At 60.8% G+C, this 23,827-nt stretch carries 24 protein-coding genes, 1 tRNA gene, 2 pseudogenes and 1 riboswitch; of the genes and pseudogenes, 14 read left to right on the forward strand and 13 right to left on the reverse strand.

Features of this window, described 5'->3' with window-relative positions; translation table 11 throughout:
• The first annotated feature begins 39 nt into the window (after nucleotides 1-39).
• Entirely contained in the window at nucleotides 40-2,457 is a 2,418-nt protein-coding gene (gene gyrB, locus R1T40_RS16775) for a DNA topoisomerase (ATP-hydrolyzing) subunit B (RefSeq protein ID WP_317384929.1), read from the forward strand.
• Between the two features lie 244 nt (nucleotides 2,458-2,701).
• Nucleotides 2,702-2,927 (forward strand): annotated as a pseudogene (locus tag R1T40_RS22300) (IS110 family transposase); the annotation flags it as partial.
• Nucleotides 2,928-3,021: 94 nt separating this feature from the next.
• On the opposite strand, the pseudogene R1T40_RS16785 reads toward R1T40_RS22300, so the two are convergent.
• From R1T40_RS16785 to R1T40_RS16795, 3 genes and pseudogenes are all read right to left on the reverse strand, one after another.
• Nucleotides 3,022-3,423 (reverse strand): annotated as a pseudogene (locus R1T40_RS16785) (transposase); the annotation flags it as partial.
• A 38-nt stretch (nucleotides 3,424-3,461) separates the two neighbouring features.
• The gene (locus tag R1T40_RS22305; RefSeq protein ID WP_394804998.1) at nucleotides 3,462-3,611 is read right to left on the reverse strand and encodes a hypothetical protein; all 150 of its coding nucleotides are present in this window, start codon (nucleotides 3,609-3,611) and stop codon (nucleotides 3,462-3,464) included.
• 833 nt (nucleotides 3,612-4,444) lie between these two features.
• Nucleotides 4,445-4,520, reverse strand: a tRNA-Lys gene (locus tag R1T40_RS16795).
• A gap of 248 nt (nucleotides 4,521-4,768) precedes the next feature.
• On the opposite strand from R1T40_RS16795, the gene dapF reads away from it, so the two are divergent.
• The 3 genes from dapF to R1T40_RS16810 are packed head-to-tail and all read left to right on the forward strand — an operon-like array spanning nucleotide 4,769 to nucleotide 7,399.
• A complete protein-coding gene (gene dapF, locus R1T40_RS16800) occupies nucleotides 4,769-5,596 on the forward strand; it encodes a diaminopimelate epimerase (RefSeq protein ID WP_317384930.1) in 828 nt (275 codons plus the stop codon).
• Nucleotides 5,593-6,858 carry a tRNA (N(6)-L-threonylcarbamoyladenosine(37)-C(2))-methylthiotransferase MtaB gene (gene mtaB, locus R1T40_RS16805; RefSeq protein WP_317384931.1) on the forward strand — a complete coding sequence of 422 codons (1,266 nt, stop codon included), beginning with the start codon at nucleotides 5,593-5,595 and terminating at the stop codon, nucleotides 6,856-6,858. The genes dapF and mtaB overlap by 4 nt, the downstream gene beginning before the upstream one ends.
• A gap of 19 nt (nucleotides 6,859-6,877) precedes the next feature.
• The gene (locus tag R1T40_RS16810; protein ID WP_317384932.1) at nucleotides 6,878-7,399 is read left to right on the forward strand and encodes a chloramphenicol phosphotransferase CPT family protein; all 522 of its coding nucleotides are present in this window, start codon (nucleotides 6,878-6,880) and stop codon (nucleotides 7,397-7,399) included.
• 137 nt (nucleotides 7,400-7,536) lie between these two features.
• Here R1T40_RS16810 and R1T40_RS16815 read toward each other — a convergent pair whose 3' ends face one another.
• From R1T40_RS16815 to thiB, 7 genes are all read right to left on the reverse strand, one after another.
• Nucleotides 7,537-8,328: a cytochrome c1 gene (locus tag R1T40_RS16815; protein WP_317384933.1), complete on the reverse strand. Its 792-nt coding sequence runs from the start codon at nucleotides 8,326-8,328 to the stop codon at nucleotides 7,537-7,539.
• A gap of 18 nt (nucleotides 8,329-8,346) precedes the next feature.
• The gene (gene petB, locus R1T40_RS16820; protein WP_106164442.1) at nucleotides 8,347-9,675 is read right to left on the reverse strand and encodes a cytochrome b; all 1,329 of its coding nucleotides are present in this window, start codon (nucleotides 9,673-9,675) and stop codon (nucleotides 8,347-8,349) included.
• A 12-nt stretch (nucleotides 9,676-9,687) separates the two neighbouring features.
• The gene (gene petA, locus R1T40_RS16825; RefSeq protein WP_106164441.1) at nucleotides 9,688-10,248 is read right to left on the reverse strand and encodes a ubiquinol-cytochrome c reductase iron-sulfur subunit; all 561 of its coding nucleotides are present in this window, start codon (nucleotides 10,246-10,248) and stop codon (nucleotides 9,688-9,690) included.
• 226 nt (nucleotides 10,249-10,474) lie between these two features.
• Nucleotides 10,475-11,077: a glutathione S-transferase gene (locus tag R1T40_RS16830; RefSeq protein WP_317384934.1), complete on the reverse strand. Its 603-nt coding sequence runs from the start codon at nucleotides 11,075-11,077 to the stop codon at nucleotides 10,475-10,477.
• A gap of 86 nt (nucleotides 11,078-11,163) precedes the next feature.
• On the reverse strand, nucleotides 11,164-11,871 hold the full coding sequence (locus tag R1T40_RS16835) for a thiamine ABC transporter ATP-binding protein (protein ID WP_317384935.1): 708 nt from the start codon (nucleotides 11,869-11,871) through the stop codon (nucleotides 11,164-11,166).
• Nucleotides 11,858-13,429, reverse strand: coding sequence for a thiamine/thiamine pyrophosphate ABC transporter permease ThiP (locus tag R1T40_RS16840; RefSeq protein WP_317384936.1), 1,572 nt, complete (start codon nucleotides 13,427-13,429; stop codon nucleotides 11,858-11,860). The genes R1T40_RS16835 and R1T40_RS16840 overlap by 14 nt, the downstream gene beginning before the upstream one ends.
• Entirely contained in the window at nucleotides 13,405-14,394 is a 990-nt protein-coding gene (gene thiB, locus R1T40_RS16845) for a thiamine ABC transporter substrate binding subunit (protein ID WP_317384937.1), read from the reverse strand. Before thiB ends, R1T40_RS16840 begins: the two co-directional genes overlap by 25 nt.
• A 49-nt stretch (nucleotides 14,395-14,443) precedes the next feature.
• Nucleotides 14,444-14,548, reverse strand: a riboswitch (TPP riboswitch).
• A gap of 221 nt (nucleotides 14,549-14,769) precedes the next feature.
• On the opposite strand from thiB, the gene aroC reads away from it, so the two are divergent.
• Both aroC and R1T40_RS16855 read left to right on the forward strand, forming a co-directional pair.
• Nucleotides 14,770-15,873 carry a chorismate synthase gene (gene aroC / locus R1T40_RS16850; RefSeq protein ID WP_317384938.1) on the forward strand — a complete coding sequence of 368 codons (1,104 nt, stop codon included), beginning with the start codon at nucleotides 14,770-14,772 and terminating at the stop codon, nucleotides 15,871-15,873.
• Nucleotides 15,874-15,882: 9 nt separating this feature from the next.
• A complete protein-coding gene (locus R1T40_RS16855; RefSeq protein WP_317384939.1) occupies nucleotides 15,883-16,752 on the forward strand; it encodes an AEC family transporter in 870 nt (289 codons plus the stop codon).
• Nucleotides 16,753-16,843: 91 nt separating this feature from the next.
• Here the strand turns inward: R1T40_RS16855 and R1T40_RS16860 are convergent, their stop codons facing one another.
• Entirely contained in the window at nucleotides 16,844-17,260 is a 417-nt protein-coding gene (locus R1T40_RS16860) for a MerR family transcriptional regulator (protein WP_317384940.1), read from the reverse strand.
• A gap of 86 nt (nucleotides 17,261-17,346) precedes the next feature.
• Here R1T40_RS16860 and R1T40_RS16865 point away from each other — a divergent pair, with 86 nt between their 5' ends.
• Both R1T40_RS16865 and R1T40_RS16870 read left to right on the forward strand, forming a co-directional pair.
• On the forward strand, nucleotides 17,347-18,027 hold the full coding sequence (locus tag R1T40_RS16865; RefSeq protein ID WP_317384941.1) for a cation transporter: 681 nt from the start codon (nucleotides 17,347-17,349) through the stop codon (nucleotides 18,025-18,027).
• Between the two features lie 81 nt (nucleotides 18,028-18,108).
• Entirely contained in the window at nucleotides 18,109-19,050 is a 942-nt protein-coding gene (locus R1T40_RS16870) for a DMT family transporter (protein ID WP_106164433.1), read from the forward strand.
• A gap of 6 nt (nucleotides 19,051-19,056) precedes the next feature.
• Here R1T40_RS16870 and R1T40_RS16875 read toward each other — a convergent pair whose 3' ends face one another.
• The gene (locus tag R1T40_RS16875; protein WP_317384942.1) at nucleotides 19,057-19,488 is read right to left on the reverse strand and encodes a MarR family winged helix-turn-helix transcriptional regulator; all 432 of its coding nucleotides are present in this window, start codon (nucleotides 19,486-19,488) and stop codon (nucleotides 19,057-19,059) included.
• A gap of 109 nt (nucleotides 19,489-19,597) precedes the next feature.
• Between R1T40_RS16875 and R1T40_RS16880 the strand changes: the two genes are divergently transcribed.
• A complete protein-coding gene (locus tag R1T40_RS16880; RefSeq protein ID WP_106164431.1) occupies nucleotides 19,598-20,026 on the forward strand; it encodes an organic hydroperoxide resistance protein in 429 nt (142 codons plus the stop codon).
• 181 nt (nucleotides 20,027-20,207) lie between these two features.
• Here the strand turns inward: R1T40_RS16880 and R1T40_RS16885 are convergent, their stop codons facing one another.
• Nucleotides 20,208-21,074, reverse strand: a complete 867-nt coding sequence (locus R1T40_RS16885) for a branched-chain amino acid aminotransferase (protein ID WP_317384943.1) — start codon at nucleotides 21,072-21,074, stop codon at nucleotides 20,208-20,210.
• A gap of 160 nt (nucleotides 21,075-21,234) precedes the next feature.
• Here R1T40_RS16885 and R1T40_RS16890 point away from each other — a divergent pair, with 160 nt between their 5' ends.
• From R1T40_RS16890 to R1T40_RS16905, 4 genes are all read left to right on the forward strand, one after another.
• Complete coding sequence (locus R1T40_RS16890; RefSeq protein WP_106164429.1) at nucleotides 21,235-21,747, forward strand: MarR family winged helix-turn-helix transcriptional regulator; 513 nt, start codon at nucleotides 21,235-21,237, stop codon at nucleotides 21,745-21,747.
• Nucleotides 21,744-22,445: a response regulator gene (locus tag R1T40_RS16895; RefSeq protein ID WP_317384944.1), complete on the forward strand. Its 702-nt coding sequence runs from the start codon at nucleotides 21,744-21,746 to the stop codon at nucleotides 22,443-22,445. The genes R1T40_RS16890 and R1T40_RS16895 overlap by 4 nt, the downstream gene beginning before the upstream one ends.
• 208 nt (nucleotides 22,446-22,653) lie before the next feature.
• Nucleotides 22,654-23,580: a histone deacetylase family protein gene (locus tag R1T40_RS16900; protein ID WP_317384945.1), complete on the forward strand. Its 927-nt coding sequence runs from the start codon at nucleotides 22,654-22,656 to the stop codon at nucleotides 23,578-23,580.
• Entirely contained in the window at nucleotides 23,577-23,822 is a 246-nt protein-coding gene (locus tag R1T40_RS16905) for an exodeoxyribonuclease VII small subunit (RefSeq protein ID WP_106164426.1), read from the forward strand. Before R1T40_RS16900 ends, R1T40_RS16905 begins: the two co-directional genes overlap by 4 nt.
• Nucleotides 23,823-23,827 lie beyond the last annotated feature (5 nt).

Below are 23,827 nucleotides of genomic sequence, written 5' to 3' on the forward strand. Positions count from 1 at the left end.
GCGCGTATAAAATCCGAAAGTAAAAATAGGATCACGTGAATGTCCGAAAACGAGCAAGCTCCGACAGAATATGGCGCCGATTCCATCAAGGTTCTCAAGGGGCTGGAGGCCGTCCGCAAGCGGCCCGGCATGTATATCGGCGACACCGACGACGGCTCCGGCCTGCACCACATGGTTTATGAGGTCGTGGACAACGGCATCGATGAGGCGCTGGCTGGCCATGCGGATCGTGTAACAGTCACAATTCATGCCGATTCCAGCGTCTCTGTCAGTGACAACGGTCGCGGCATTCCGGTGGATATCCACCAGGAAGAAGGCGTTTCGGCAGCGGAGGTCATCATGACCCAGCTGCATGCGGGCGGTAAGTTCGACAGCAACTCCTACAAGGTCTCCGGCGGCCTGCACGGCGTCGGGGTTTCTGTTGTGAACGCGTTGTCGGACTGGCTGGAGCTGCGCATCTGGCGCAAGGGCAAGGAGCATGTGGCGCGGTTTGAACGTGGCGACACGGCAGAGCACCTGAGCGTCGTTGGCGATTGCGGCGATCGCACGGGCACCGAGGTGCGCTTCCTGGCCTCAACCGACACGTTCTCAAATCTGGAATTCTCGTTCGAGACGCTGGAAAAGCGCCTGCGGGAACTGGCATTCCTGAACTCCGGTGTGCGCATCGTGCTGGCAGACGAGCGCCCGGCCGAGCGGCTGGAGACAGAGCTGTTCTACGAGGGCGGTGTCAAGGAATTCGTGAAATACCTCGACCGCTCCAAGAGCCCTGTCATGGAGGCCCCGATCTACATCAAGGGTGAGCGCGATGAGATCGGCATCGAGATCGCGATGTGGTGGAACGACAGCTATCACGAGACCGTCCTGCCCTTTACCAACAACATTCCCCAGCGCGATGGCGGCACCCACGTGGCGGGCTTCCGCGGCGCGTTGACCCGGACGATCAACAATTACGCACAGTCTTCCGGTATCGCCAAACGGGAGAAGATTTCCTTCACCGGTGATGATGCCCGCGAAGGCCTGACCTGTGTTCTTTCCGTGAAAGTGCCGGATCCGAAATTCTCCTCCCAGACCAAAGACAAGCTGGTGTCTTCCGAGGTGCGCCCGGTGGTCGAGAGCCTGATGGGCGAAAAACTCTCTGAATGGTTCGAGGAAAACCCCAACGTGGCCAAGCAGGTGGTCGGCAAGATCATCGAAGCTGCATTGGCCCGTGAGGCGGCGCGCAAGGCGCGCGAGCTGACCCGCCGCAAGACCGCGATGGATGTGAATTTCCTCGCTGGAAAGCTCAAGGATTGCTCGGAAAAGGACCCCTCCAAGACCGAAGTTTTCCTCGTCGAGGGTGACTCCGCCGGTGGCTCCGCCCAGACTGGTCGTGATCGTCAAACTCAGGCGATCCTGCCCTTGAAGGGTAAGATCCTGAATGTGGAGCGCGCACGATTTGACCGTATGCTCGGCAGTCAGGAGATTGGCAATCTGGTGATGGCGCTCGGCACCGGTATCGGCCGCGACGAGTTCAACATTGAAAAGCTGCGTTACCACAAGATCGTCATCATGACTGACGCGGACGTCGATGGTGCGCACATCCGTACACTGCTGCTCACCTTCTTCTACCGTCAGATGCCGGAGCTGATCGAGGGCGGGTATCTCTACATCGCACAACCGCCCCTGTACAAAGTGGCGCGTGGCAAATCCGAAGTCTACCTCAAGGATGAGGCCGCGATGGAGGAATACCTCATCAATCAGGGCGTCGATGGTGCGCTCCTGCGTCTTGGTGACGGGTCTGAAATTGCCGGTCAGGATCTGACCCGGGTGGTCGATGAGGCGCGCCGCCTGAAGCGTCTTTTGGATGCATTTCCAACGCATTACCCACGCCATATCCTCGAGCAATCCGCCATTGCGGGTGCCTTCGTGCCTGGTGCAGTGGACAGCGATCTTCAGGGTGTGGCTGACAAGGTTGCAACTCGTCTCGATCTGATTGCGCTGGAATATGAGCGTGGCTGGCAGGGGCGCATCACGCAGGATCACGGCATTCGGCTGGCCCGCATTCTGCGTGGCGTCGAAGAGGTGCGCACGTTGGATGGCCCAATGCTGCGCTCTGGTGAGGCGCGCAAGACCGGTAGCTTCACGAAGTCCCTGCAAGAGATCTATGGCACACCTGCGATGCTGCATCGAAAGGATCGCCAGCAGGCGATCTATGGCCCGTTGGAGCTGCTCAAGGCGATTTTGGATGAGGGCGAAAAAGGCCTCAGCCTGCAGCGCTACAAGGGTCTTGGTGAGATGAACCCGGATCAGCTGTGGGAGACAACGCTGGACCCCGATGCCCGCACGTTGCTGCAAGTGCGTGTCGACGACATGATCGAAGCGGACGACCTCTTCACGAAGCTTATGGGCGATGTGGTGGAGCCGCGGCGCGAGTTCATTCAGAAGAATGCGCTCAGCGTCGAAAATCTCGATTTCTGAAACATCTCGTGAAGTATGCCTTGATGATGTGACCGCCTCCGACGGCATCAGTGTGCCAAGGTGGGTTTGCGATGATCCACGCAGGAGAGCGGTCACGTCGGAGATTGCCACAACCGGGTTCGGCCTGGCGAAAACGTGTTCCAGGCAGGCGCACACTGCGGACGCCTCAGGTCGTGCGCAAGAAGCTGCGGCGCGCTCAGATGCTAGAGTTTTTCTGTCAGCTCCCTACCTGTGAAAATCGAAGAGACACGAAGAGACACACGGTGCGGCGATGGTGTTTCGCCTGTGCGAGCTACTAAACCGGCCGCGGACTCAGGCCCTAAATGATCTTCGAGGGCATTTGAGCCAGTTCAGAGAGGTCGCTCCGCAAGGAGCGGCCAGCGCACCCAAGCCAATTGCAATTATTGAAGACCCAGGATGCGATCTGCCTGCCGGCTGTTCCTACCCGCAAGGTTCTGATCGCGACTCTGGGCAGTCGGTGACAGAGACTGGCAGGCTCAATAGGCGTTGTGGCGCAAGCCAGGTTTGAGGGTAAATGTGCCCTTTCTCGCCTGAGTTTTACGGCTAAGCCCCATCAAAAATGGGGGGGTACCCTTTGATCTCTGCCCTAGCGAAGGCCGAGGCGGGGTTCATGATCGCGATGCGGATATTGATTTCGGCGGCATGGCGGTCGGGGTCTTGTGGCACGATCCGTTCCCCAAAGCGCTTGAGGCAGTTCATCACGGCCTCGATCCGACCGCGGACATGGTATCGCGCACTTCTTCCAGAGCGCCGGGTTAGGTTCCGCGTTGCGTAGAGGATCTCGTTTCGCGCAATGGCCGCGGGGCGGTGAGCCTCCCAGGCGCGACCGTTGCGGCGGATAGGTATGATGCCGTTCGCGCCTCGTTCAATGACCGCGCCATGACACCGCCGCATGTCATAAGCACTGTCTGGGCTAGCGGTATTGACCAGTTCGTCGGGCGGTAGCGGAGGGTGTAGGCTTTGGCGTGTGCCTGATCTAACCATCAGGATTCGCCAAGTGAATCGCTCTTTTCGATTTGCGCAATAACGCCCTTATCAAAAGGGGCGGTGACCGGGGTGTCGAGTGCAGTGACGCGGCATATGGCCGCCGCGAGGATCTGAACTTCGGCTAAATCGCGGTCGAAGTGCGGCACATCGACCTCTGTCCCAGCATCTTTATACAGTACATTTTCGCTCCCTCTGCTTGACTGGTGATCGCCTCTCCAGATCCGCCATCGCGTCCGGTGTTTATGCTTCGATATTCGCAGGACCTCGTTTCGCTCCGGTGCTGTCCGGCTTCCATCGGCTGACGTTGCGACGGGACGGAATGATTGCTACCTCACCATGATCGCCGACTGCGCCCTTTCCAATCTGCGTGTCATACGTTGGCTGTATGCAGAACCGTCGACGAAGCTGAGCAAAGCTGACCCTTTATCGCCTTGCTAACGAAGGCAGTCCAATTTGACAGCAGGCAGGCCGTTCTCACGCCTGCGCCCCTACAGCAGCCCTTGGAGCTTCACTTGGGGTGCCCGTTCGCCTGATATTGCCGGCGAGAACAGCTGGCGAATCTTTCAACTGTATCAGCCGAGATATGCGTCGCCCACTCGCCAACCGCATCGATGAAGGTGCTTAACTGCGCCATGCGTCTAGGGGTAAGGATGTGCAGATGACCAGCGAATTTACCCCACACGGAGCTTGCAGAACGATGTAGGTGTATCGGCGCACACAACAACGAGCTTCACGCTTTCGGCTCTGATAGATGGACTCGCGGCGTGGTACAAATCATTGAGCGCGGCTTTAGAATTGGCTCGGGATTACTAAGTGTACGGCCAAGCTGCCTGCCCACAGATAGTCATGCGAAATCTACAGATTTAATGCCATCAACCGACACAGCCACCGAAAATAGAGAAACGCCGTTCGAGGTGTCGAAAGGCGTCAATATTTCGTTTGTGACGACAATATGCCTGTCGTTCGTCGTTGAAAAGAGTGGTGAGCCGTGCAGGATTCGAACCTGCGACCCACTGATTAAAAGTCAGTTGCTCTACCAACTGAGCTAACGGCCCACTCTCTGGGGAGGCAAGTATCCGGCCTCCGCGGAACGCCCTTAAAGCTGATTAATCTCGGAAGATCAAGAACTTATTTTGGGCTGAAACTGTCTGACCTCGTTGATCATACCGTTCCGATAGGGGGGGCTTCTACGGTCAAGCCAGCAGATGGTCAACCCCCAATTTCAAAGTTTTCCGCGCTATCTCTGGATTCATTTTCCCATGGGGTCTATATGCGGTTCATGACCTCCCCAGGACCCGATCATATGTTGCCGTTCATGAAAATGCATGGGCTCGGAAACGACTTTGTTGTTGTCGACGCCCGCGCCAATAAATTCGAAGTGACACCCGCCTTGGCCAAGGGAATCGCCCATCGCCAGTTCGGCCTCGGCTTCGACCAGCTTGCCGTGATCTCCGCGGGGGAGGCGGGCAGTGCGTCCGATGCGCATCTCACTTTCTACAACGCAGATGGCTCCACCTCGGCGGCCTGCGGCAATGCCACCCGATGTATCGCGCGCTTCCTGATGGATGAGAGTCAAAAGGACGCGCTGCATCTGACCACCGATCGCGGTGATCTGATGGCACAGGATGCGGGCGAGGGGCTGACTTCAGTCAATATGGGGCCGCCGCAACTGGAGTGGGACGAGATCCCGCTGGCCGAGGCCATGGACACGCTGGAGCTGCCAATCGAAGGCGCGCCCACGGCCACTGGCATGGGCAACCCTCATTGCACCTTCTTTGTCGAGAATGCGGAGTTGATCCCGCTTGAGGACTTCGGGCCGCGTTACGAATACCACCCGCTCTACCCACAACGCACCAATGTGCAGGTGGCCCATGTGGCGGGTCCTGATCACATCCGCATGCGCGTCTGGGAGCGTGGGGTGGGCGTGACCCTGGCCTCTGGCTCCTCCTCCTGTGCCACCGCCGTGGCGGCTGCGCGCCGGGGCCTCACGGGCCGCAAGGTACGGATCGATCTTGATGGCGGCACGCTTTGGATCGACTGGCGCGCCGATGGCGTCTGGATGACCGGCCCGACCATGCATGTCGCCGATGGCGCGTTCACCCGCCAGTTCCTCGAAAGCCTCGCCTCGTGACCGCCGCGCCCAAATTCACCACCCTTGGTTGCCGTCTCAACGCCTATGAGACCGAAGCCATGAAGGAGCTCAGCCGTCAGGCCGGGCTGGAGAATGCCGTGGTGGTGAACACCTGCGCCGTCACGGCCGAGGCGGTGCGCAAGGCGCGCCAGGAGATCCGCAAGCTGCGCCGCGACAATCCGGACGCGCCGATCATCGTCACCGGCTGCGCCGCCCAGACCGAACCGGAGACCTTCGCCGCCATGAGCGAGGTCACCCAGGTCATCGGCAACACTGAAAAGATGCAGCCCGAGACTTGGCAGCGCATGGCCAAGGGGCCGGATTTCATCGGCACCACTGAAAAGGTTCTGGTCGACGACATCATGTCGGTGACCGAGACCGCCAGCCATCTGATCGACGGGTTCGGCACCCGCAGCCGCGCCTATGTGCAAGTGCAGAATGGCTGCGATCACCGCTGCACCTTCTGCATCATTCCCTACGGGCGCGGCAATTCTCGTTCGGTTCCGGCGGGCGTCGTCGTGGATCAGATCAAGCGGCTGGTGGACAGAGGCTACAACGAGGTGGTGCTGACCGGTGTCGACCTCACAAGCTGGGGTGCCGACCTGCCTGCGACGCCGAAACTCGGTGATCTGGTGATGCGCATCCTGAAGCTGGTGCCGGACCTGCCGCGACTGCGCATTTCCTCCATCGACTCGATCGAGGTCGACGAGAACCTGATGCAGGCCATCGCCACGGAGCCACGCCTGATGCCGCACCTGCATCTCTCCCTGCAACATGGTGACGACATGATCCTGAAACGGATGAAACGCCGCCATCTGCGCGACGACGCCATCCGCTTTGCCGAGGACGCGCGCAAGCTGCGCCCCGAGATGACCTTTGGCGCCGATATCATTGCGGGCTTCCCGACGGAGACCGAGGCGCATTTCGAGAATTCTCTGAAACTGGTCACCGACTGCGATCTCACCTGGCTGCACGTCTTCCCCTATTCCAAGCGCGAAGGCACACCGGCGGCGAAGATCCCGTCGCAGGTGAATGGCAATGTCATCAAGGACCGTGCGGCCCGGCTGCGCGCTGCTGGGGACGCGCAGGTGGAAAAGCATCTCGCGGCACAGATCGGGCGTCGTCATAGCGTGCTGATGGAGAACGCCCACATGGGTCGCACCGAGCAGTTCACCGAGGTGAGCTTTGCCACGCCGCAGACCGAGGGCGAATTGGTGCAGACGCAGATTTCGGGCTGCAACGGCACGCAACTTATCGCCTGACCCGAGCAAGGAGGACGCAATGGCTCTGGTCGTCTTCCTTCACGGTCCTTCCAGCAGCGGCAAATCCACGCTCGCCGCAGAATTGCGTCGACGGGCAGGGCGTCCGTTCCTGCATCTTTCCATCGACCATTTGCGCGACAGCGGTGCTTGGGACCCCGCCCGCTACCCAGACTGGCGCGGCGCACGACCTGGCTTCTTCTCGGGCTTCCACGCCGCGGTGGCGGGCTTTGCCGGGGCGGGCAATGACCTGATCCTGGAACATATCCTCGATACCCCGGGCTGGCAGGCAGAGCTGCAGGTACTGCTCGCCTCGCACGATGTATTGTTTGTCGGCCTGCACACGCCGTTGTCCGCGCTGCAACAACGCGAAGCCGCGCGCGGGGACCGTATCATAGGCAGCGCCGCGCAGGACTTCCACAGCGTGCATGCAGGCCTCACCTACGATATCACGCTCGATGGCACGGCTTCGGTCTCAGACAGCGCGCGTCGCGTCCTGGCGGCGCTCAAGGACCCACTGCCACGTTCTGGGTTCTTTGCCTGACATCGAGTGCCCCTCGACCCAGACTCACCGGTGGTGTTTATGTTGCGAAAATTGATCGGCTGATGGGTGTCTTCACAAAAGAGAAAGCCCCCGCACCAGATGATGCGGGGGCTTTTGCATTTTTGTAGATCAACAGATCAGGAGGTCTTTTTGCCCTTGTGCGGCGCCCAGAGGCGCTTGTTGGTCAGGTAGAGCAGCACCGAGAGGACGGTGAGGAAGAGCACACCGACAAAGCCGGCTTGCTTGCGCGCCATCATCTTGGGTTCTGCGGTCCACATCAGGAAAGCAGAGACGTCCTTGGACAAGCTGTGCAGATCGTTCTCGTGACCGTCTATGAATTCCACCTGCTCGTCCGACATCGGAGGGGCCATGGAGATCCAGCCGCCAGAGAATGCGGTGTTCTCATAGAATGTGGTCCCAGCCTCAACTTTGGTCTCACCAGTGTAGCCGGTGAGCAGCGAGGCGATATATTCCGCACCGCCCATGCCCTTGAACAGCTGGTTCAGACCCAAACCATAGGGGCCGTGAAAGCCGGCGCGGGACTTTGCCATCAGGCTGAGGTCAGGTGCACCAAGCGCTGTGTTGGCCGGAAAGTGATCGACCGGGGTTGCCGGACGGAAATCGTCCAGTGCTTCGTCGAACACTTCGAAGTTGTCCGCAGCATAGGCGCGCACCTGGTCTTCCGGCAGGCCGGGGCCGCTTTCGTCAGCCAGGGTGCGGATTGGAACCTGCTTCAGGCCGTGGCATGCGGAGCAGACCTCGGTAAAGACCTGAAGGCCGCGCTGCAGCTGGTTCTGGTCATAGGTGCCGAAGGGGCCTTCGAAGGAGAAGGCGAAGTCTTCGATATGCCCCTCGCCACCAGCCGCGAAGGACGCGGCCGGAACGAGTGCCAGGGCAAAGGCAGCACCGGTTACAAGTTTCTTGAACATGGGTAGCTGTCCTTCTTCTTACTCAGCAGGAGTAGCTTCGGATTTCTTGCCGTAGTGGGCGTCGAAATCTTCTTCGATTGTGGCAGGAATGGCTTCGGGCTTTTCGATCACACCAAGCAGCGGCAGGATCACCAGGAAGTAGCCAAACCAATAGGCGGATGCGATCAGCGAGAAGGACGCATAGGGTTCTTCCGCGGGCATCGCCCCCAGCCACATCAGCGCAAAGAAGTCGATGACCAGCAACAGGAACCACCACTTGAACTGCGGACGATATCTGCCCGAGCGCACGCGAGAGGTATCCAGCCACGGCGCCAGCGCCATGACGGCAATCGCACCAAACATCGCCAGAACACCGAAGAACTTCGCATCGATGATACCGCCGGTCACGAAGGACGCGATCTGCACAACCCAGACCTCAGAGGTGAAGGCCCGCAGGATCGCGTAGAACGGCAGGAAGTACCATTCCGGAACGATGTGCGCAGGAGTCTGCAGCGGGTTCGCTTCGATGTAGTTGTCCGGGTGGCCGAGGTAGTTCGGCATGAAGCCGACAATCGCCCAGAACACCAGCAACACTACGGCGAGACCGAGGAAGTCCTTGATCACAAAGTAGGGCCAGAACGGCAGCGTATCTTTCTTGGCTTCTTCTTTGGAACCGCGACGCACCTCGACACCGGTCGGGTTGTTGTTGCCCGTGGTGTGGAAGGCCCAGATGTGCAGGATCACAAGACCCGCAATCACGAAAGGCAGCAGATAGTGCAGCGAGAAGAAGCGGTTCAGCGTGGCGTTATCCACCGCGGGTCCGCCCAGAAGCCAGGTCTGGATCGGCTCACCGATGAACGGGATCGCACCAAACAGGCCGGTGATCACGGTCGCACCCCAGAAGGACATCTGACCCCAGGGCAGAACATAGCCCATGAAGGCGGTGCCCATCATTGCGAGGTAGATCAGCATACCGATGATCCACGTGATCTCGCGCGGTGCCTTGTAGGAGCCGTAGAAAAGGCCGCGGAAGATGTGGATGTAGACGGCAACAAAGAACAGCGAGGCGCCGTTCGCGTGCATGTAGCGGATCATGTAGCCACCATTCACGTTGCGCATGATATGCTCAACGGAGGCAAAGGCGAGATCCACATGCGGCGTGTAGTGCATCACCAGCACGATGCCGGTGACGATCTGCAGCACCAGGCAGAAGGCGAGGACGATGCCCCAGATCCACCACCAGTTCAGGTTCTTGGGGGTGGGAATCATGATGGTGTCGTAAATCAGGCCAACGATGGGCAGGCGGCTGTTAAGCCACTTTTCTCCGCCCGTCTTCGGCTCGTAATGGTCGTGTGGAATACCAGCCATTCGCGCGTCTCCTTATCCCAGCTTGATGGTGGTTTCGTCGGTGAACTCAGCCACCGGGATATGCAGGTTCTGAGGCGCCGGACCTTTACGGATACGGCCTGCAGTGTCGTAGTGCGACCCGTGACAGGGGCAGAACCAGCCGTTGAACTCACCCGCGCCATCACCGAGCGGCACACAGCCGAGGTGGGTGCAGACACCCATCATCACCAGCCATTCGCCATTTTCGTCGAGGGTACGGTTTTCGTCAGCGGCGTCGGTGCCCGGTTTGTTCGGGTTTTCCGAGGACGAGTCGATCAGCTCTTGCATCTCGACAGCGCGCGCTTCGTCAATTTCTTCTTGGGTACGGCGACGGATAAATACCGGTTTGCCGAGGAACATCACGGAGATCTGCGTGCCAACGTCAACGCCGGAGACATCCACAATGATGGAGGACAGGGCCTGAACGTCAGCCGAGGGGTTCATCTGATTGACCAATGGCCAAACGGCGGCACCCGCGGTAACCGCCCCTGCGCCGGCAGTGGCGTAGTAGAGGAAATCTCTCCGGGTTCCTTCGTGGTCTTCTGCGTGGGACACGAGGTTTTCTCCAATTTCAGCGCCCGTTTAGGGCAAACATGCGCTTACACCGCAACTGGACGCGGTGACTCAGCCGCGTGTCTAGCGATGCAAACCCGGTTCGTCTAGCGGTCAAAGCAGCGCAGGTTGTCCTGAATGTGGTATTCTTTCACAGAACCGTTGCATTGCTGCGCCTCTTCCGGACTTATGTGCCTTCTCCTCCCTTAAGACGAGGTGAAAGCGGGACTTAGGCCGTGTCTGGCCGGGTCGCTTTCATCGACGGCCGCGATTCGAATTTCATCAGCCAATCCGCCAACTGCGGGTGGCCATCGCGCCAGCCCGCGTCGGGGTGCCTGAAATCTACATAGGCCAGTGCCGCTGCCATAGCCAACTGGCCGATATTCACTGGCCCGTTCAAACTCGGCATCCAGCGCGCCTCGACCGCGGCGCAGGCTCCGATAATCTTCTTGCGCTGACCTTCCAGCCAGGCATCCCATTGCTTGTCCGCGGGACGAAGGCGCTTTTCATATGCCATGGAAACACCGGCATCCATGATGCCATCTGCCGTGGCCTCCAGCACCTTCATGTCCCAGCCGCCCCGGTAGAGCGCTCCGCCAGCCCGGTCATCGAGGAATTCGCAGATCACCCGGCTGTCATAGAGCGTCGGCCCGCCGTCGCGTGTCAGTGCCGGGATCTTTGCCAGCGGATTGCTGGCCGCGAGGGCCGCGTCAGGTCCGGTCACAGAGGTGCTGACGTGAAGCAGCTCGACGTCCTCGACCTGGCCGGTTTCATGCAATACGAGCACCACCTTGCGCACGAATGGCGATGACGCGGAGTAAAAGAGTTTCATGTCGCTGGGTCTCCCTGGTTGGCGCAACTCTAGCGGGTGACTGGAGATTATGAAAATAGTCTATCTCTGAAATAGTCAAACCTGTGTCAGTCGCCGGCGTCTGATCCGAGATATGCCCGCAACGCCGGAGGTGGATTGTCCAGCAGCATCGCCGTTGGGGCAGGGGGGGAAATCACTGCCTCGGCCACCAGTATGACCTGCTCGGCGATCCGGCGTGCATCCTGTGGGTCATGGCTGACCATCAGGAGTGTGGCTCCGCATTCGGTCGCGATGTCGGCGACAAGGTCCAGCATCTCCGCCTTCAAAGCCGGTCCGAGGGCGGCAAAAGGTTCATCCAGCAAAAGCAACGCGCACCCCTGAACCAGGACCCGTGCAAGTGCGGCTCTGCTCTGTTGTCCACCGGACAGAGCGGCAGGTTTGCGGTCTGCCATATCACCGAGACCAACGCGTTTCAGCGCCTGCGATACCTGTGCGTCCTCTTGCGCAGACAGACGTCTGTTGGCGCCGATACCCAGTCGCACGTTCTGTCGCACCGTCAGATGCGGGAACAGGTTGCCGTCCTGAAACAGCATTGCCACGGGACGCTTGCCGGGTGGTTTGCCTGCCAGATCGTCTCCATTCCACAGGATGCGTCCGCTCTGCAAAGGCTGGAACCCGGCGATGGCTTCCAGCAGCGTCGACTTGCCAGCGCCCGATGGGCCGATCACAGCAACCCGGGTGCCAGCGGCAATCTGAAGGCTGCCGGACAGGTGAAAATCGCCCTTTTGCACCTGCATGGTCTCAAGCTTCAGCATGAAAGCGTCCTCCGCGATCCAGCAGCCAGAATGCTGCCATGGACAGAATGAACAACAAGAGCGCTGCGCCCTGTGCCGCCTCCATTCGATAGGCTCCCATCAGCCGATAGACCTGAAGCGGCAATGTGGCCACCTCCGGATCGGCAAAAAGTGCGATGACGCCGAGATCGCCCAGGGAGAGCGCCGCGGTCAGACCTGCGGCAAACCCGATTTGGGCCCGACACCGCGGGAGCAGAACCTGCCACCAGAACGCTGTGCCACGCATGTCGAGCGCCAGCGCCAGCCGACTGTTCTGCTGCATCACCTGTCGCACGCGCGGGACCAGAATGCGCAGGGCGAAGGGCAACGCCATCACCATGTTCACCACCGCCGTGACCGGCAAGGCCAGCGCAAACGGGTCGGCAATCGGGTACACCAGTACAAACAGTCCGGTTCCGATCACCAATGGCGAAGCCGCGAGCCCCAGTATGCCGGCCACCTCTCCCAATGCCTTGCGCCCCAATGCGATGCTGGCAGACAGCGGAAGGGCAATGAGCAACAGCAGTGTCGTGCTCAGCGCAGCCACTTGCAATGAGACCCAGGTGGCGCTCCAGACCGAGCTTGGCAGCGACATGAGGCCTGGAACTCCGGCAACGAGCACCGCCAGAAGTGGCAGGATCAGAAACAGTGCGGCCAGGCTGATCCAGAGACTGTCGAGCAGGCGTGAGCCGATACCGCGTCCGTCCCATCGGGACACCGCCCGATCAAGACCACCGCCAAACCCGTCACCGGCGGGCACGCGCAGCGCCAGCAGGGCCGCGATGACTGTCAGACCCAGCTGCACACCGGACAGCATGGCCGCTCGACCAAGGTCGAAATCAAAGTGAAAGGCTTGATAGATCGCCAATTCCAGCGTCGTCGATTTGGGTCCGCCGCCGAGTGTCAGGGCGACCGCAAAGCTCGACAGGCAGATGGCAAAAACCACTGCTGTGGCGCCCGGCAGGACCTGTCGCAACATCGGGGCCTCCAGAAGACGCCACATTGCGCGGGGGCCGGCGTTCAACTGGGCGGCAAGGCGAAACCGCTCAGCGGGGATTTCTTGCCAGCCTTGCAGGATCAGCCGTGTTGCCAGCGGCAGGTTGAAGAACACATGCGCGATCACCACACCATGCAAGCCGTAGATCTGCACGGGGGCAAAGCCAAACAGCGCCAGCAGGTCACTGACCCAGCCGGAGCGGCCAAACACGGCGAGCAATCCGAGGATGGCAACAATCACCGGCAGGATGAACGGCGCGCCCAGAAGGGTGATCAGCACCCGCCGTCCAAAGAACCGCCGCCGCGCCATCGCCCGCGCTACGGGTACCGCAAGCCCGATGCTGAACAGAGCCGACAGGCTCGCCTGCAGCAGCGTGAAGCGCAGCGCGGACCAATCCGCCGGGCCAAGGCCCGCAGGCCCTTCGGCGCGCAGCGCCACGGCAGTCAATGTGCCCAGAACCAGAAGCGCCACCCCAAGGGCGGCGCAGGTTCCGGGCCAGGTCGCAACCGGGCGCAGGGTTACTGGCTGAGCGCGGAGAGCCATTCGGCCAATGCTTCATCGCGGACGGAGGCTGCATCCTCTTCCGGCAACAACAGGGATTTCTCCGGGCTCACGAGGGTTTCGAACCCCTGTGGCAGGCCGTCGGACGGGATCACCGCCGGATACATCCAGTTGGTGGTCGGAATGATCGACTGAAACGCGTCAGAGACCATGAATTGCAGGAACTGATCCGCCAGCTCTGGCTGATCGCTGGACGCCAGCTTGCCCGCGACCTCCACCTGCATGTAGTGGCCTTCGTCAAACACCGCCGCCGCCTTGGTGTCATCTTCCTCGGCAATCAGGTGATAGGCAGGCGAGGTGGTGTAGGACAGGACCATGTCCGCCTCACCTTCGAGGAACAGGCCATAGGCCTCGGACCAGCCTTTGGTCACGGTGACGATATTGTCGCTCAGACCCTCCCAGATCGCGGGGGCTTCGTCACCATAGGCGGCTTTCACCCACATCAGCAGGCCGAGGCCGGGGGTGGAAGAGCGCGGATCCTGGATCACGATCTTTGCATCACTCTCGGCCAGCGCCTTGAAGTTCGTGGGGGCGTCGGCATCGGCATTATGCACAAAGGCGAAATAGCCCCAGTCATAGGGCGCAAACATCTCGTCCTGCCACTCCACCGGCAGAGCATATTCCGCTGTCACTGAAATCGGCGCAAACAGACCGGTGTCCTTTGCCGCCGCCGTCAGGTTGGTGTCGAGCCCCAGCACGACATCGGCGTCAGAGCGCGCCCCTTCCAACTTGATCCGTGCCAGCAGCGCGGCGCCATCGCCCGCACCGACAAATTTCAGATCGCAACCGCAGGTCGCCTCAAAGGCGTTTTCCACCGCGGGGCCGGGCCCCCATTCAGAGACAAAGCTGTCATAGGTATAGACCACCAATTCCGGGGTCTCGGCCGTGGCTGCTGTGGACAAGGTAATCGCGCCCGCAACACTGCTCGCAAGAACGAGGGTTTTCATGTCAGTCTCCAGTGCGGCGTAAGGCGAGGGGGATCCGGGCATCGCGTGCCGGAAGATCCGAAACCTTCCCTCCGCCGGTATAATCCGGTTCAGGTTCAGCGGGTTCGTCAATCGACATCTCAGCGCATTGATCTGCGCACCCCGAGGTGAGGAGGACACTAGGGCTGACATCAAAGCTTGGCAAGGTCGCGCATGCAGGGCCTGGATGGGGCGGGCTTTTGCCTTGGAGGATTTAAGACACCCCTCCTGACCTAATGTTTCGCGCGCGAAACATTGGGGGAGACATTCTGTCCTTTCTGCGGGGTTAATGCGCCACTCTCTTTTCCCGCGCCGCCTTTGCCGTTAAAGGGGCAGGACATAAGGAGACCCGCGCGCATGTCCATGAACTCTTTCGGCCACCTCTTCCGTGTCACCACCTGGGGCGAAAGCCACGGGCCTGCCCTCGGTGCAACTGTGGATGGCTGCCCGCCGAATGTGCCGCTGGATGCGGATATGCTGCAGCAGTGGTTGGACCGGCGCCGTCCCGGCCAGAACAAGAACACCACCCAGCGCAACGAGCCGGATGCGGTGAAGATCCTGTCCGGTGTGTTCGAGGGTCATTCCACCGGCACTCCGATCCAGCTGATGATCGAGAACACGGATCAGCGTTCGAAGGACTATGGCGACATCGCCCAGACCTTCCGCCCCGGCCACGCGGACATCACCTATTTCCAGAAATACGGCAACCGCGATTATCGCGGCGGCGGACGTTCCTCCGCCCGCGAAACCGCCGCGCGGGTGGCCGCCGGCGGCGTGGCACGCGCGGCGATCAAGGCGCTGGTGCCGGGTCTGGAAATCACGGGCTACATGACCCGCATGGGCGAGATGGAGATCGACCGCAGCCGCTTTGACTGGGATGCGATCCCGCAGAATGATTTCTGGATTCCCGACGCCGACGCCGTGCAGGACTGGGAAAACTATCTACAGGCCCTGCGCAAGGATCACGATTCGGTTGGCGCCGTGGTCGAGGTGGTGGCACGTGGCGTCCCGGCCGGCATTGGCGCGCCGGTCTATGGCAAGCTCGACACCGATCTGGCGGCCGCGATGATGTCGATCAACGCCGTGAAGGGCGTGGAAATCGGCGAGGGCATGCAGGCGGCCCAGCTGAAAGGCTCCCAGAATGCCGATGAGATCTTCATGGGCAACGATGGCCAGCCGGTCTATTCCTCCAACCATGCCGGCGGCATCCTTGGCGGCATTTCCACCGGGCAGGACGTTGTGGTGCGCTTTGCGGTCAAGCCGACATCCTCTATCCTGACGCCGCGCCAGTCGATCCGCAAAGATGGCTCTGCCGCCGAGGTGATCACCAAGGGCCGTCATGACCCTTGCGTTGGCATCCGCGCGGTGCCGGTGGCAGAGGCGATGATGGCCTGCGTCATTCTCGACCACCTGCTGCTGCATCGCGGCCAGATCGGCGAGAATCAGGGCCACATCGGGTAAACTCCGCCGATGGCCGCCATCCTCGGGATCACCTTTCCGATCTACGCGGCCTTGGGGCTTGGGTATCTCTTTGTCTGGAAAGGCATTTTCAGCCAGTCCGACATCAAGAGCCTCGGCGCCTTTGTCTTCAACCTGGCGCTGCCCGCGCTGATTTTTACCACCCTGGCGCAGCGGGACCCGATCGAGGTCTTCCAGACGGCCTATGTGCTGCCCTATCTGCTTGGCGGGTTGATCAATATCGCCGTGGCCTATGCGTTGCTGAGCGCGCGGGGTTTTGACCCGATGCGCCGCGCCGTGGGCGTGATGGGATCTACCTGCCCCAACAACGGCTTTGTCGGCTATCCGGTGATGCTGCTGGCGTTTCCTGACATCGCCGGCGTGGTGCTGACGCTCAACTTGGTGATCGAAACGCTGATCCTGATCCCGATCTGCCTGATGCTGATGGAGGCCGCTGCCAGCGATACGGCGCAGCCTCTTGGCCCGCGCCTGCGGAGGATCGTCTGGAACGTGGTGAAAATGCCGACGATGATGGCGCTGATGGCAGGGCTGGTGGTTTCAGTGCTACCGCTGTCGATCCCGGCGCCGGTGTTCCGCTTTACCGACATGCTGGCGGCCTCTGCCGGGGCGGTATCGCTGATCGTGATCGGCGGCTCTCTGGCCGGGCTTCCCCTGCGTGGCAACAAGAGCCTCGCGCTGCAGACCACGTTGGGCAAGCTGGTGCTGCATCCCATGATCGTGGCGCTGGTGGCTGGTGGCTGGTGTCTTTGTCCTGACGGGGCTGCTGGACATCTCACCGCAGATCCGCGCCGCGCTGATCCTCTCCGCCGCGATGCCGATCTTTGCGACCTACACCATCTTTGCCCAGGCCCGCGGGCATGAGGGCGCGGCCAGTCTGGCCTCCCTGGCGGCGACGGTGCTGGCGTTTTTCACCCTGAACGGGTTGCTGTGGCTGCTGACCTGAGGTCGCGCTTCAGCCGTGCTCGCCAAGGCACTGGCTGTGATCGCCCAGCGCGGTCAGCACCTGACAGGTGCCGCCGGTGCCGCCTTCGCAGAGGTGGGTGATCCGCTCCAGTTCCGTCTCCAGCTGCCGCAAGCGCAGGATGCGGGACCGGACTTTCTCCAGCTGCGCCTTGGCGATCTGATCGGCGGCGTGGCAATCCTGTCCCAGTTCGCCATTGAGGCCCATCAGCTCTTTGATCTCCTCAAGGCCAAAGCCAAGATCGCGGGCGTGTTTGATGAACCCCAACCGCTCCAGCCCGGCCTGATCGTAGCGACGCTGGTTGCCCGCGTTGCGCGTGGCGGGGTCGATCAGGCCGATTTCCTCGTAATAGCGGATGGTGGGGACTTTCACGCCAGTGGCCTTTGACAATGCGCCGATGGAAAACATCTCAATTCCCTCTTGAACCTCTAGTGACTAGAGCACCTAGGTTGATCCCGAATCGAGTTCAAGGACAAGCATAAAGGACCTGACCCATGGCAGGATGCTGCAATCATGACGCCCAGTTTGACGGTGTGTCGAGGGAATACAAACGCCGCCTCTGGGCGGTGATCGCGATCAATGCGGCGATGTTCTTCGTCGAAATGGCAGCGGGTCAGGCTGCCAACAGTCAGGCGCTGAAGGCCGACGCGCTGGACTTTCTTGGGGATGCGCTGACCTACGGGATTTCTCTGGCAGTGATCGGTGCCAGCCTGCGCACGCGATCTATGGCTGCGATCGGCAAAGGTGTGAGCCTTCTGCTGATGGGCAGTTGGGTTTTGGGGTCGACTGTCTGGAAGGTCTTTGTGGTTGGTGTGCCCGAAGCACAGGTGATGGGCTACATCGGTTTCATGGCACTGGCCGCCAACCTGTTGTCGGTGGCGCTCCTGGCTGCCTACAAAGATGGCGATGCGAATGTGCGCTCTGTCTGGCTGTGTTCACGCAATGACGCCGTGGGCAACGTGGCGGTTATGATTGCCGCGCTGGGCGTTTGGGGGACCGCAACCGGTTGGCCGGACCTGATCGTTGCGGGCATTATGGCGGGTTTGTTCCTTTCCTCTGCGGTGCAGATCCTGCGTCAGGCGCTGGCTGAATGGCGTGGTGGTAAGACACCGTCCGGCGGGCATACCCACGATCAGGGGCAGGCCGCGGAGGATGGGCATACCCACGCGCACTAAGGTCTGCCAGGCGCACACTATAATGTACCAATCCAGCCCTGCGTGCTTGCCAATCACAGGCCAAGCGCGCAGGGTCCGCGCATGGCAAAAAGCTTAACATCGCATCGACCTTTGCTGGCGATCATTCTTAAAGTGACGGCCATCGGCCTCTTCACGATCATGTCTGGCCTGATCAAGGAAATCACCCAAACGGTGCCGACGGGGCAGGCGGTGTTCTTTCGGTCGTTCTTTGTCCTGCCGGTGATTCTGGTCTGGCTGGCGCTGCGGGGGGATCTGCCCAAGGGCCTACGCACAAAAAGCCCGATGCTGCATTTCTGGCGCGGCGTTGTTGGTACGTCAGCGATGGGGTTAAATTTTGCGGCCTTGTCGCTGCTGCCGCTCCCCGAAGTGACGGCCCTTGGCTATGTGACGCCGATTTTCACGCTCATTCTGGCGGCCCTTTTCTTGGGAGAGCGTATTCGCGTCATCCGTATCAGCGCGGTGGCCATAGGGTTGGTTGGCGTTGTCATCATGTTGTCGCCGCGCCTGGGCAGTTCTGAGGTGATACAGGACACGGCATTTGTTGGCGCGATCCTGGTGCTGGCTGCTGCGGCCTTGCGCGGGTTCGTGCAGATCCATATTCGCAAAATGGTGCAGAGTGAGGAAACAGCGGCAATCGTATTCTACTTTTCGATTACCGCATCGTTTCTATCATTGCTGACTTTGCCCTTTGGCTGGGTGGTTCCAGATACGCCGCTACTGTTGCTGCTGATCAGCACCGGCTTCATCGGGGCGATCGCGCAGATCCTGATCACTTCGTCCTACCGCTTTGCGCCGGCATCGCTGTTGGCACCTTACGACTATGTCTCGATGCTGTTTGCATTGGTGATCGGCTACGTTTGGTTTGCCGAGTGGCCCTCGCTGGTCGTGTTGGCCGGGGCAGCGTTGGTTGTTACAGCCAATGGCATCGTGATCTGGCGCGAAAGCCGTCTCGGGCTGGATCGCGGCAAGGCTAAGCCGCTGACCGACCCCAAGGGGGGCTGAGCAGGTTTATTGCTGTTCCAGCTTGTGCCTCAGGGCATTCAGCCTGTCATGCAGGGCGGACAGTTCCTCGATATCGCCGCCCATCGCCTCCAGCACGCAGGAGGTCACCTCACCTGCCTTGTCCTGCAGGTTGCGACCTTTGTCTGTGAGGGCGACGATCAGGCTGCGCTCATCCTCGGGGTTTCTTTTGCGGGTCAGCAGCTCGGCCGCCTCCATCCGCTTCAGGAGCGGGGTCAGGGTGTTTGTGTCCAACTGCAGCTCGGTCCCCAGATCATTCACCCGTCGCTTGTCCCTGTCCCAGAGCGCAACCAGCACTAGGTATTGCGGATAGGTCAGCCCCAGAGGGGCCAGCAGCGGGCGATAGAGGCGCGAGATCGCATGGTTCACCGAATAGACGGAGAAGCACAGAAGCTCGTCGATTTGCAGAGGTCGATCCATGAGGGGAATTTAGATCTCGCGCGATCTGATCGCAAGCGGTTGAATTCGCGTCGACAGTATCCATATTGATCGTACGCGATATAATCGTCCACGATAACAGGAGTTGTAAATGTCCGTTTCCCCCGTCTACACCGCCCATGGATCCGCCACCGGAGGCCGTGATGGCCAGGCCAAAGTGGCCGGAACCGACCTTGTTCTCGATCTCGCCCCACCGACCGAAATGGGCGGTGACGGGAAGGGCTACAACCCCGAGCAGCTCTTTGCGGCCGGCTATTCCGCCTGCTACATCGGCGCGATGAAATTTGCGACCACGCAGGATGATAGCTTGGCGAAGGTACCCGATGACGTTGCGGTGGAGACCGCTGTTGGCATCGGCCCACGCGAGGCGGGCGGCTTTGGCCTGACCGTACATCTGAAGGTGACCCTGCCGGGGATGGACAAGGACGCGGCGGAGCGCCTCACCGAGGCTGGTCACAAGATCTGCCCCTATTCCAACTCGGTGCGCGGCAACGTCGACGTCACCACCGAAATCGCCTGATCCCGCGGAGCGCCTGCGGCGCACAGGATCAATTTAAGGGGGGCGAGGCTCTGCCTCGCGCTCCGAGATATTTGTGAAAAGATGAAGGTGCAGCAAGCACCCGACGGCACCGCAGGTGCTCAAACAGAAAAAGCGCGGGGCGTGAGCTCCGCGCTTTTGCCGCTTTACTACAGACGGCGGATCAGCTGCGGACCAGCCTCTCGTAGGCTTCGGAAATTTCCCGGGTCATTGCGCCCACCTCGAAGGTATAGGGACCAATTTCGCCCACAGGAGTCACCTCGGCAGCAGTCCCGGTGAGCCAGCACTGTTCGAACCCGTCCATTTCCTCTGGCATAATGTGGCGCTCATGCACGGTGATCCCGCGATCCTTCAGCATTTGGATCACGGTCTGGCGGGTGATGCCGTTGAGGAAGCAATCGGGTTTCGGCGTGTGCACTTCGCCATCCTTGACGAAGAAGATATTGGCGCCGGTCGCCTCGGCCACATAGCCACGATAATCCATAAACAGAGCGTCGGAACAGCCCTTGGCCTCCGCCTTGTGCTTGGAGATGGTGCAGATCATGTAGAGACCCGCCGCCTTGGCATGCACGGGAATGGTCTCCGGCGAAGGGCGCTTGAACTCCGCGATGTCGAGCTTTGCACCCTGCATCTTGGCGTCACCATAGTAGGCGCCCCAGCCCCAGACCGCGACCGCCATCCGCACGGGGTTCTTTGCGGACGCCACGCCCATGTCTTCGCCTGAGCCACGCCAGACAACGGCGCGCACATAGGCGTCCGTCAGGCCGGAAGCTTTCAACGTCTCTTCCTTGGCATTTTCGATGTCATCTACCGAATAGGGCATCGGCATGTCCAGCGCCTCGGCCGAGGCGATCAGGCGTGCGGAATGTTCGCGGCTTTTGAAGATCTTGCCATTGTAGGCGCGCTCCCCCTCGAACACGGAAGAGGCATAATGCATTGCATGGGTCAGCACATGGACCTTGGCGTCGCGCCAGTTCACCAGTTCGCCATCCATCCAGATCAGACCATCGCGGTCATCATATCCAGCCATTCCACATTCCTTTTCAGCGCCGTAGCATTTTCACTTCTTGCGCAAGTTGCCGTGAACGCGTTCACATAATTGCGCCAAACCGGAAACTCGATACATCTCGGGTCTTGGAATGTCAACAATGCTGACATAAACTGGCCTGCAAAACGGAGGAGAGGCAAAGATGTCTGACGGGCGGTCCGGGTCGGGATTTGGTGGCGAGAGCCTGCTGTTTCTGACCGATGAGCAGCTGCGCCAAGGGATTGAGGCGATGTTCTTTGCCTATCGGGGCTTTACGGCCGATCCTGATCGTATTCTTGCTGAGCTGGCCTATGGACGTGCACACCATCGGGCGTTGCACTTCATCAGCCGCTCTCCTGGTACCACGGTCAACAATCTGCTGAGCATTCTCGGGGTTACCAAGCAATCGCTGAACCGCGTGCTGCGGGCTCTGGTCGAGGATGGGCTGGTGGACAGTCGGGTCGGCACGCTCGACAAGCGCGAGCGCAATCTCTACCTCACCGAGCAGGGGCAGGAGCTGGAGCAGCGTCTGTCCGATGCCCAGCGCATCCGCATGCGTTCCGCCTACAAGCAGGCCGGGCCAGAGGCGGTGCAGGGATTCAAGAAAGTACTGGAAGCCATGATGGATGCCGATATGCGCCGGGCCTATGTTGAAATGCGCGAGAAGCCGCAATGAGCACCCCTGATGCGCATCTGCTGATCGTCGACGATGACGAACGCATCCGCGACCTGTTGAAGAAGTTCCTGATGCGGGCCGGGTTCCTGGTCACCGCCGCACGCGATGCCGCCCATGCGCGCCGGGTGCTGTCGGGGCTGGATTTCGACCTCATCGTGCTTGACGTGATGATGCCGGGGGAGGATGGCCTGTCGCTGACCGCATCGCTGCGCGAAACCATGGTGACGCCGATCCTGTTGCTGACCGCGCGGGGCGAGACAGACGACCGCATCAAGGGGCTGGAGGCCGGAGCGGATGACTACCTGCCAAAGCCGTTCGAGCCCAAGGAGCTGTTGTTGCGGATCAATGCGATCCTGCGGCGGATGCCGGAGAACCAGCCGGAAGAGGTGACGCCGAAATTCCTGCAACTGGGGGCCATTCGCTATGACATCGACCGGGGCGAAATGTGGCAGGGCGAGGATTTGATCCGCCTGACCTCGACCGAGATACAGCTGATGAAGATCTTTTCCGCCCAGCCGGGAGAGCCTGTCAGTAGGGCCAAGCTGGTGGAGGATCTGGGCCGCGACCGTGGTCAGGCACAGGAGCGCGCGGTTGACGTGCAGATCACCCGCCTACGCCGCAAGATCGAGCCCAATCCAAAACAGCCGCAATACCTGCAAACCGTGCGCGGTGCGGGCTACATGTTGGCCCCGGACTGAAGTTTCGCGACATCGAGGCAGTCGTCCCCGCTGTCGGGGCACCTCAACGCCCGGCCTGCTCATGCGCGCAGGCCACTGTTTTCTTTGGGGGCTGCTGTGCGGGGCGGTGGTAATCAGGCCTCATGCGGACTGACGCTGAACTGACGGTGGCCCCCTTGAATTGCGCCGGTCAAACGGGGATCGTGCTGCAAATCATTTGAGGACGCCTATGACCACTGCATTGCTGACCCACGCGGATTGCCTGTCTCACGAAACGCCCGAAGGCCACCCGGAGCAGGTGGCGCGGCTGGAACATGTGCTGCATGCGCTGGCCGGGCTGGACCTGCAGCGTGTGACCGCACCCATGGCGGCGGAGGATGACATCCTGCGCGTGCATCCCGCATCCTATCTGGCCGAGCTGCGCCGGGAGCTGCCCGCCGAAGGGCGCAAGCAGCTTGATGCGGATACGTGGATGTCGCCGGGGTCGCTGGATGCCGCCTTTCGTGCCGCGGGCGCCGCGGTGCGTGCGGTGGACTTGGTGCTGGGCGGTGAGGTCGGTAATGCCTTCTGCGCTACCCGCCCGCCGGGGCATCATGCCGAAACCGACACGCCGATGGGCTTCTGCTTGTTTGGCAATGCAGCCTTGGCGGCGAAACATGCGCTGGACCACCACGGGCTGAGCCGCGTCGCAGTGGTTGATTTTGATGTTCACCACGGCAATGGCACCCAGGATTTGCTGTGGGACGAGAAACGCGCGCTGGTCGTCACCTCGCAACAATTGCCGCTCTGGCCCGGTACCGGCCACCCGGAAGAAGACGGCGCGCATGGCAATGTGATGAACCTGCCCCTGCCGCCGGAAAGCACCGGTACGGATATGCGGGACCTCTACACCGAGCAGGTGTTTCCCCGCCTGCGCGCCTTCAAGCCGGAGCTGATCATTCTGTCGGCTGGCTTTGACGCCCACACCGACGACCCGCTGGCGCAATTGCAGTGGGAAACCGAGGATTTCCGCTGGTTGACGGCGCAGCTGTGCAGCCTTGCGCAAGAGCTGTGCCAGGGTCGTATCGTCTCGACTTTGGAGGGCGGATATGATCTGAACGCGCTGACCGACGCCGCCAAGGCGCATGTGGAAGAACTGATAAAGGCCGCGACATGACTACCGAGACCCCCGTCACCGAAATGAGCTTTGAACAGGCGATGCAGGAGCTGGAACGCGTCGTCGATCAGCTGGAGCGCGGCGATGTGGCGCTGGATGCCTCCATCGCGCTTTATGAGCGGGGTGCGGCACTGAAGAAACGCTGCGAGGACGAGTTGAAGCGCGCCGAGGAGAAGGTCGCCGCGATCACCCTCGACGCAAATGGCCAGCCCACCGGCACCCAGCCGCTCGACGCGGGATAAGCGCG

The sequence above is a fragment of the Tritonibacter scottomollicae genome (assembly GCF_032924845.1).
Classification (GTDB): Bacteria; Pseudomonadota; Alphaproteobacteria; order Rhodobacterales; family Rhodobacteraceae; genus Epibacterium; species Epibacterium scottomollicae.

Bases quoted from the DNA above. Each gene is read 5' to 3' on its own strand.
- gyrB (WP_317384929.1), top strand. From the start codon at position 40: ATGTCCGAAAACGAGCAAGCTCCGACAGAATATGGCGCCGATTCCATC.
- dapF (WP_317384930.1), top strand. From the start codon at position 4,769: ATGTTGCCGTTCATGAAAATGCATGGGCTCGGAAACGACTTTGTTGTT.
- R1T40_RS16810 (WP_317384932.1), top strand. From the start codon at position 6,878: ATGGCTCTGGTCGTCTTCCTTCACGGTCCTTCCAGCAGCGGCAAATCC.
- R1T40_RS16815 (WP_317384933.1), bottom strand. From the start codon at position 8,328: ATGTTCAAGAAACTTGTAACCGGTGCTGCCTTTGCCCTGGCACTCGTT.
- petB (WP_106164442.1), bottom strand. From the start codon at position 9,675: ATGGCTGGTATTCCACACGACCATTACGAGCCGAAGACGGGCGGAGAA.
- R1T40_RS16830 (WP_317384934.1), bottom strand. From the start codon at position 11,077: ATGAAACTCTTTTACTCCGCGTCATCGCCATTCGTGCGCAAGGTGGTG.
- R1T40_RS16835 (WP_317384935.1), bottom strand. From the start codon at position 11,871: ATGCTGAAGCTTGAGACCATGCAGGTGCAAAAGGGCGATTTTCACCTG.
- R1T40_RS16840 (WP_317384936.1), bottom strand. From the start codon at position 13,429: ATGGCTCTCCGCGCTCAGCCAGTAACCCTGCGCCCGGTTGCGACCTGG.
- thiB (WP_317384937.1), bottom strand. From the start codon at position 14,394: ATGAAAACCCTCGTTCTTGCGAGCAGTGTTGCGGGCGCGATTACCTTG.
- aroC (WP_317384938.1), top strand. From the start codon at position 14,770: ATGTCCATGAACTCTTTCGGCCACCTCTTCCGTGTCACCACCTGGGGC.
- R1T40_RS16855 (WP_317384939.1), top strand. From the start codon at position 15,883: ATGGCCGCCATCCTCGGGATCACCTTTCCGATCTACGCGGCCTTGGGG.
- R1T40_RS16860 (WP_317384940.1), bottom strand. From the start codon at position 17,260: ATGTTTTCCATCGGCGCATTGTCAAAGGCCACTGGCGTGAAAGTCCCC.
- R1T40_RS16865 (WP_317384941.1), top strand. From the start codon at position 17,347: ATGGCAGGATGCTGCAATCATGACGCCCAGTTTGACGGTGTGTCGAGG.
- R1T40_RS16870 (WP_106164433.1), top strand. From the start codon at position 18,109: ATGGCAAAAAGCTTAACATCGCATCGACCTTTGCTGGCGATCATTCTT.
- R1T40_RS16875 (WP_317384942.1), bottom strand. From the start codon at position 19,488: ATGGATCGACCTCTGCAAATCGACGAGCTTCTGTGCTTCTCCGTCTAT.
- R1T40_RS16880 (WP_106164431.1), top strand. From the start codon at position 19,598: ATGTCCGTTTCCCCCGTCTACACCGCCCATGGATCCGCCACCGGAGGC.
- R1T40_RS16885 (WP_317384943.1), bottom strand. From the start codon at position 21,074: ATGGCTGGATATGATGACCGCGATGGTCTGATCTGGATGGATGGCGAA.
- R1T40_RS16890 (WP_106164429.1), top strand. From the start codon at position 21,235: ATGTCTGACGGGCGGTCCGGGTCGGGATTTGGTGGCGAGAGCCTGCTG.
- R1T40_RS16895 (WP_317384944.1), top strand. From the start codon at position 21,744: ATGAGCACCCCTGATGCGCATCTGCTGATCGTCGACGATGACGAACGC.
- R1T40_RS16900 (WP_317384945.1), top strand. From the start codon at position 22,654: ATGACCACTGCATTGCTGACCCACGCGGATTGCCTGTCTCACGAAACG.
- R1T40_RS16905 (WP_106164426.1), top strand. From the start codon at position 23,577: ATGACTACCGAGACCCCCGTCACCGAAATGAGCTTTGAACAGGCGATG.